We start from the raw sequence: 7032 nt of genomic DNA on the forward strand, positions 1-7032 counted from the left end.
GTCAGCCACCGCCTCCCGGTGCCGGCGATTCAGCTTGAGCCGGCGGTGCCGGCGCGTCGGCTCCGTACGGTCCGGCGAAGATCTGGGACGACGTGATCGCCGGCGCCGACGGCAGCCACGGGGCGGCAGGCGGCGGGGGCGACACGGGCAGCAGCGGTCCGCTCACCGGCGGTACCGGCTCACCCGGCGGAGCATCGGGAGGTCGTGGCAGCCCGGCTGGCGGCGGCGAGACACCGAGCGTCATCGGGCTGTAGGAGTAGGTCGCCCAATACGGATCGCCGGGCGCGGGAATGAGCTTGGCGTTCTCGTCGCCCCATCGCGTGCCCAGCAACAGCGTCTTCTTCAGCCGCGGGTAGGTGAGGTCGAACGTGGCGTACAGGTTGATGTAGTCACCCCTGGTGATCCGGTCGGCGAACGTCGGCCCGTAGGGAAATGCGGTGGCCCACAACAGCGCCTGGTTCAAGTCAGGCCCGATGTCGGCGATCGCCCCGAGCGCCGGGCCCAGGTTCTCCAGATCCTTCACGAGATCGTCACCCGCGTCGTTGACCAACGTCGTTGCGGTGTCGCCGAACTGGCCGAGTTTCTCCAACGCGGTGGTCAGGTTCGGCCGCTCCTTGATCAGCACGTCGATGGCCGGCGGAAGCTCCTTGAGCGCACGGTCGATGACGTCACGCTGACCGGCGAACGTACCGGCGACACGGTTCAGCTGCTCGATGGTGGCGATGATGTCGTCGCGTTGAGTGTCGAGGACACCGATGAAGTTGTCGAGCCGGGTGAGCAACTCGCGGATCTCGGTTTCGCGCCCGGACACCGCGGCGCTGAAATTGTGGATGATGTCGCCGATCTGGCCCAGCCCGCCCCCGTTGACGACCATCGACAGCGACGACAACGTGCGTTCGGTGGAGGGATAGGTCGACGACGCGCTGAGCGGGATGGTGGCACCGGGTTCCAGTCGGCCCTGCGGCTCTTCGCCGAGCGGCGGGTTGAGCGCCAGGTGCATGGAACCCAGAAGGCTGGTCTGCCCCACCGTCGCCACCGCGTTGGCGGGAATCGCCACGTCGGGCTTCACCGAGATCTCCACGTCGGCGTGCCAGTCGTCGACGGTCATCTTGCCGACGCTGCCGACGACGACGTCGTCGATCATGACCGGCGAGTTCGATTCCAGCGTCGCCACATTGGCGACCTCGACGTGGTAGGTCACCGCGTCCGCGCCTCGGCCGACCACACCCGGCAACGGCAACGAGTTGACTCCCTGGAACGAACACCCGGTCAAGGCCATGGCCACACACGACCCGACCACGGCCAATCGCTTGATCCCGCTGATCATGACGGCGGTGTCCCTTCGGCCGGCAGCAACGGGGCGTCGGGCGGCACGGGCGCGGGCGGCGCACCGGGGGCCGAACTTGGCGGCATCAGCATCCCCTCGACTGTCGGCGACTGCGCCGGGATGTTCGAGATGATATGGGGCGGGCCCGGAATCGGAGCGCCGGGAAACAACGCCGGCGACGGAATGGCCGGTCCGTCATTATCGGGCACATAGAGTCCGCGCGGGCCGGGCGGAGCTCCCCATCCCGGTGGCGGCGGCACATCGCCCATACCGGTGTAGGCCGACACCGTCGGGGGCGGCTCGGGAGGATCGTTGGGACCCGCACCGCCGGGCGCGAGCTTCGGGTCGGTGTAGATGATCCGGTCGGGGTTGACAGCGGGCCGCAGGTAGGCGTTGATCGGCAGCGGAATCTGGTTGACGTTGAGCAGGCGCAGCGCCGGGCCGAGGTAGTTGGCGCAGAGTTTCGCCGTCTCGGGTGCGGTGGTGTTCGCGACGGCGCCGATCATGCTGCAGAAGAACAGCACCGGGCTGGAGAAGTTGGTGAGCGAGAACGCCCCGGTCACCGCGCCGCCGTTCGGGTAGTAGATGTTCTGGAAGTTGGCGATCGCGTTCGGCGTGATGTGAAGGACGTTCTTGAGGTCGATCTCGTGGTCGACGAGAATCTGCGTCAGGTTGGCCAGGTGTTCGACCTGTTCGACGGTCTGCGCGCGGGTGCCCGCGACGAACCGCTGCACTTCACCCATCGCGACTGACAGCTCGGAGACCGCGGCGTCCAGGTCGGACCTGCTCTGGTCGAGCACGCTGCTCAGGGTGGCGAGCCGGTTCTCGAACAACACGATCTGCTGCTTGCTGTCCCGCAGGGCACCGACGAACGTCTGCAGGTTCTTGATGACGTCGACGATGTTGCCGCTGCCTTCGGCGAAGATGCGTGCGGCACCCGACAGCTGGGCCAGCGTCTCGCGGAGCTTCTCCCCGTTGCCGTCACCCAGCGCGTTCGCCGCGCTGTCGATGAACCGCGACACCGACGTGTCCGACACACCCGTTTCCGGGCCCAGTTCGGTTGCCAGCCGCATCAACTGGGTCTTGACCTCGTCCCACTCGACCGGGACCGCGGTGCGGTCGATGCCGATCACCGCACCGTCCTTCATGGTCGGACCGTCGCCCTTGCGATAGGCGGGGGTGAGCTGAACGTACCGGGCCGCGACCAGGTTCTGCGCGACGATGACGGCCTTGGCATCGGCGGGGACCGGCACGTCACGGTCGACCTTCAGGACCATCTTGGTCTGCGTGCCCTCGGGCTTGATGGAATCGATGGTGCCGACCGCAACGCCCGACACGCGCACCTCGTCACCGGGGTAAATGCCGGTCGCCGTCGGGAAGTACGCCATGATGGTGTACGGCCCGAAGAACACCTGACGGACGAGGTAGACCGCACCGGCGACCAGTCCGATGGCCAGCAGGATCGCCGTCCCGGCCACCAGCCGCTTACGGGTTGCCATCATGGGGAAGGTCTCCTGGCTGCGGAATGCTGTTGACGGGGAACGGGATCTCAGCACGCGGGCCGGCGTTGTCCGGGGGCTGGCCAGCGTCGACGCCGCGGCGGAAGCCGAAGGCGTAGTCCAGGAACGGCTGGAGAATGTCCGGCGGCAGCGGGATCATGTTGGGGACCAAGGCGTTGTAGTAGGCGCCATTGGAAACGATTTCACCTTGTGTCAGATAGTATTTCGCTGCACCGGGCAGCATCTTGGCGAGGTTGTCGCGGTTCTTCTCCAACATCGCGGTGACCTCGTTGAGGTGCTGAAGTATGGGGGACAGCTGCTCCTCGTTGTCGGCGACCAGCCCGGTCAGTTCTCGTGACACGGTCGCGGTGTTGGCGAGCAGCCGGCTGATCGCATGACGACGCTCGTTGACGACGGCCAGCAGGTCGTTGGCGTTGAGGATCAACGCGTTGACCTGCTGGCTGCGTTCGGCGAAGATCCCCGTCACATCGCCTGCCGTCCTCAACAACTCGGCAAGGCTCTCGTTGCGGTTGTTGAGCGATCGCGACAGCCGTGACAATCCGTCGAACGTGGGGCCGAGCTGCGGGGCGATCTGGTCGAGCGTCTCCGCCAAGGTGTCGAGGGACTGGTTGAGTGCCTGGGTGTCGGTGGCGGCGGTGTTCGCCGTCAACTCGCTGACCGCGTCGGTCAACGAGTACGGCGAGGAGGTGCGCGTGGTCGGAATGACCTCGCGACGGTCGAGGGTGCCACTGCCCTTCGACTCCAACGCCAGCACCCGTTCGCCGAGCAGCGTTCCCGTGCGGATGTGCGCGGTGCTGTCCGAGCCCAACGCGTAGCGGCCGTCGATGGTGAAACTCACCAGCGCGTCGCCGTTTTCGAGTTCGATCGACGAGACCGAGCCGACCTTGATGCCGGACACCGTCACGTCGTTGCCGACGGCAAGCCCGCCGGCCTCGGTGAACAGGGCTTGATAGCGCAGCGAGGTGGCCCACTGGTACAGCCGTTCGGGCTGCAACCCCACGGCGATGACGAGCACGATCAGGACGACGCCGATGAAGCCTGCCCTGATCAGTTGGGATCCGCGGTATTTCTGCATCTACTCGTCCACGCACCTTCCCTGCTCTTGTCTGATCCAGGGGAAGACCACGGTCTCACCTTCGAGCGAACTGGCGCGGAACGTCACCCCGCAGATGTAGTACGGGAAGAACGCCCCATAGGAGCCCACCCGCGCGAGCTTGCGGTAGATCTCCGGCAGACGTTGGATGGTGGCGTCCAAGCGCGGCAGGTCGTTGTTGACCAGCGGAGCGAGCCGGTCCAGCGAATCTACGGTGCCCGCAAGCGGTTCCCGCGCACGGCCCAACAGGTCGGCCAACGACGCCGTGCCGCTGTCCAACGAATCGATGGCCGTGCCGATCGGGTCACGATCCGAGGACAACCCGCTGACCAGTTGTTCGAGCCGGTCGATCGCCCCCGAGAACTGCTCACCATCCTCGGCCAGGGTGTCGAGCACGGTGCGCAACTCGTCGATCAGCTGCTCGATGACCTGGTTGTTGTCGGCCAGCGAATTGGTGAACGACGAGGTCTTGGAGAACAGCGACTCCAGCGTGCCGCCCTGTCCCTGCAGGATCTGCACCAGCGCACCGGTCAGCGCGTTGACATCTTGCGGATTCAGGCCCTGGATAACCGGTTTGAGACCACCGAGCAGCAGATCGAGATCAAGCGCTGGCGCCGTCTGGGTCTGCGGGATCTGGCCGCCCGCAGGCAGGATCTGCGCTGCGCCCGGGGTGTCGACCAGCTCGAGGTAGCGGTCTCCGACCAGGTTCAGATAGCGAATCTCCGCCTTGGTGTTCGTGGTCAGCTTGGTGTTGCGGTCGGTGTCGAAGGAGACCAGAACCTTCTTGTCGTCCTGTAGGGACACCCCACGGACGGTGCCGACGCGCACCCCGGCGATGCGCACGGTGTCCCCGGGCTCCAGCCGCGAGGCGTCGGTGAAGACGGCCGAATACTTGTCCGTAGCACCGGTTCTGGACTCGCTGAACACCACGAACAGGAACGCGGTCAGCACCGCCATCACGACGGCGAAGGCCCCGAACTTGATCAGTGTGCTGGTCGATCGCGTCATCCCGGCATTCCGATCTGGGCGGTGTTTCGCGGCGGTCCGTCGAGCGGGCCGAACAACCAGTTCTTGAGGCCCTCGGAGTTCAGCAGGATGCCCGAGTTGCCGTACTGGGCGGGGTTGGAGCCCACGTCGCCGACAAGCAACGGCGGCACGAAGTTCGGCGGGAGTTCGGGCAGGCCGAGCGCCTCGCAGAAGTCGGCACCACCGCTGCTGGCGGCGACCTTCGGCAAGTCTCTGGGATAGCGGTAACGCTCGACGCCGAGCGTCAGGCCGGCGTTCACCAGGACTCCCGAATACTGCGGTGGGGATTTCGCGAACGGTATGAGGCCGCCGATACCGCACCGCGCCGACTCTCGATAGTCGTTGAGCAGCGTGGTGGTGGGGACGAGCAGGTGCGTCACGTCGGCGAGGCCCTCGGTGTTGGTCCCGATCACGTCGTTGCCGACGTCGGCCAGACCGATTGTGCTGAGCAGGAACTCGTCGAGGTTCTGTTGTTCCTCGACGATGGAGTTGCCCACCTCGGTGGCGCTTTGGATCGTGGCCAGCAGGTCCGGGGCCGCATCGCCGTAGGCGTCCAGGGTCGGGACGGCGGCTTCGAGGTCGTGGGACAGGTTCGGCAGGCTGGGTTCGATCTTGGCCAGCAGCGCGTTGAAGTCGACCAGGGTCTGACCGATCTTCTGACCGCGCCCGTTGAACGCCGTGGCGATCGCACCCAGGGTCTCGTTGAGCTTGGTCGGCTCGATCTTGTCCAGCACCGTGACCAGCTGCTGGAACACGGTGTTGATTTCGACCATGACGTGCTGGCCCTGCAGCACCTGGCCGGCGTGCAGCGTCTTCTGCGACGGCTGCTGCGGGGCCTCGAGTTGCACGAACTTGGCCCCGAACAACGTCGTGGACGCGATCTCGACGTTGACGTTCTCGGGGATGAGGTGCAGTTGCGACGGGTCCATGTCGAGGGTCAGCTCGGCTATGCCGTCGGCGCGCTCGGCGATGGACTTGACGCTGCCGACCTGCACGCCGCGCATCTTCACCTTTGCGTCGGGGTTCATCACCAACCCGGCGCGATCCGAGATGACGGTGACGGGAACGGTTTTGGTGAAGTCGCCGCGGAACAACGCGATGGCAAGACCGATGATCGCCACGATGGCGACGACCATCGCCAACCCGGTCAGGGGACGCACAGCACTTTGTTTCATCAACGTTGCGCCTACCCTGAGAGGTTGAAGTTGCCGTTGGAGCCGTATACCGACAGTGAGACCAGTAGTGTCACTGAGACCACCACGACCAGTGAGGTGCGTACGGCATTGCCGACGGCCACCCCGACGCCGGAGGGTCCGCCGGAGGCGAAGTAGCCGAAGTAGGTGTGGATCAACAAGATGGTGATCGCCATCAGCACGGCTTGCAGAAACGACCACAACAAGTCGATCGGGTTCAAAAACGTGTCGAAATAATGGTCATACAGGCCCCCGGACTGACCGAAGAGCACCACGGTGGTGAACTGGGAGGCCACAAACGACAAGATCACCGCGATCGAATACAGCGGGGTGATGGCCAACATGCCCGCGATGATGCGCGTGGACACCAGATACTCCACCGGCCGGATCGCCATCGACTCCAGCGCATCGATCTCCTCATTGATACGCATCGCTCCCAACTGAGCGGTCACCCCGGCCCCGAACGTGGCCGCCAACCCGATCCCGGCCACCACCGGCGCGGCGATACGCACATTGATGAACGCCGCCAAAAACCCGGTCAACGCCTCGATCCCGATATCACCCAGCGAGCTATAACCCTGCACCGCCAACGTGCCCCCGGCCGCCAACGTCAAAAACCCCACGATCGCCACCGTGCCGCCGATCATCGCCAACGTGCCCGCACCCATCGAGATCTCAGCGATCAACCGCACGATCTCCTTGCGGAAATGCACACTGGCGTGCGGAATCCCCCCCAACGCACGCAGATAAAACAACATGTGATCGCCGATACGGCCCAACACATCCACCGGCCGACGCGCCGAGCGGGTCAAGCGCGGATAGGTGGAGCGCAAAATCGTCATCGTGCCCATCAGCGCTATCCCGCCGTCATCC

6 protein-coding genes are annotated in these 7032 nt (G+C 65.4%); all 6 read right to left on the bottom strand.

Annotated elements, in window-relative coordinates:
• Position 1 precedes the first annotated feature (1 nt).
• From MELE44368_RS25630 to MELE44368_RS25655, 6 genes are read right to left on the bottom strand one after another with little or no spacing between them, the layout of a single operon-like run.
• Positions 2–1327: an MCE family protein gene (locus MELE44368_RS25630; RefSeq protein WP_128111028.1), complete on the bottom strand. Its 1326-nt coding sequence runs from the start codon at positions 1325–1327 to the stop codon at positions 2–4.
• Positions 1324–2829 (bottom strand): MCE family protein, encoded by a 1506-nt coding sequence (locus MELE44368_RS25635; protein ID WP_128111029.1) that lies wholly within the window; start codon positions 2827–2829, stop codon positions 1324–1326. The genes MELE44368_RS25630 and MELE44368_RS25635 overlap by 4 nt, the downstream gene beginning before the upstream one ends.
• Positions 2813–3922: an MCE family protein gene (locus MELE44368_RS25640; protein ID WP_128111030.1), complete on the bottom strand. Its 1110-nt coding sequence runs from the start codon at positions 3920–3922 to the stop codon at positions 2813–2815. Before MELE44368_RS25640 ends, MELE44368_RS25635 begins: the two co-directional genes overlap by 17 nt.
• A complete protein-coding gene (locus MELE44368_RS25645) occupies positions 3923–4948 on the bottom strand; it encodes an MCE family protein (RefSeq protein WP_128111031.1) in 1026 nt (341 codons plus the stop codon). It abuts the gene before it with no gap.
• Entirely contained in the window at positions 4945–6141 is a 1197-nt protein-coding gene (locus MELE44368_RS25650) for an MCE family protein (RefSeq protein WP_128111032.1), read from the bottom strand. The genes MELE44368_RS25645 and MELE44368_RS25650 overlap by 4 nt, the downstream gene beginning before the upstream one ends.
• Positions 6142–6152: 11 nt before the next feature.
• Positions 6153–7010 carry an MlaE family ABC transporter permease gene (locus MELE44368_RS25655; RefSeq protein WP_046754831.1) on the bottom strand — a complete coding sequence of 286 codons (858 nt, stop codon included), beginning with the start codon at positions 7008–7010 and terminating at the stop codon, positions 6153–6155.
• Positions 7011–7032: the final 22 nt, after the last annotated feature.

It is taken from the genome of Mycolicibacterium elephantis DSM 44368 (assembly GCF_004014805.1).
Lineage (GTDB): Bacteria > Actinomycetota > Actinomycetes > Mycobacteriales > Mycobacteriaceae > Mycobacterium > Mycobacterium elephantis.

What these genes read in the sequence shown, in the direction of transcription:
- MELE44368_RS25650 (WP_128111032.1), bottom strand. Translation starts at nt 6,141, where the DNA reads ATGAAACAAAGTGCTGTGCGTCCCCTGACCGGGTTGGCGATGGTCGTC.
- MELE44368_RS25630 (WP_128111028.1), bottom strand. Translation starts at nt 1,327, where the DNA reads ATGATCAGCGGGATCAAGCGATTGGCCGTGGTCGGGTCGTGTGTGGCC.
- MELE44368_RS25645 (WP_128111031.1), bottom strand. Translation starts at nt 4,948, where the DNA reads ATGACGCGATCGACCAGCACACTGATCAAGTTCGGGGCCTTCGCCGTC.
- MELE44368_RS25640 (WP_128111030.1), bottom strand. Translation starts at nt 3,922, where the DNA reads ATGCAGAAATACCGCGGATCCCAACTGATCAGGGCAGGCTTCATCGGC.
- MELE44368_RS25635 (WP_128111029.1), bottom strand. Translation starts at nt 2,829, where the DNA reads ATGATGGCAACCCGTAAGCGGCTGGTGGCCGGGACGGCGATCCTGCTG.
- MELE44368_RS25655 (WP_046754831.1), bottom strand. Translation starts at nt 7,010, where the DNA reads ATGGGCACGATGACGATTTTGCGCTCCACCTATCCGCGCTTGACCCGC.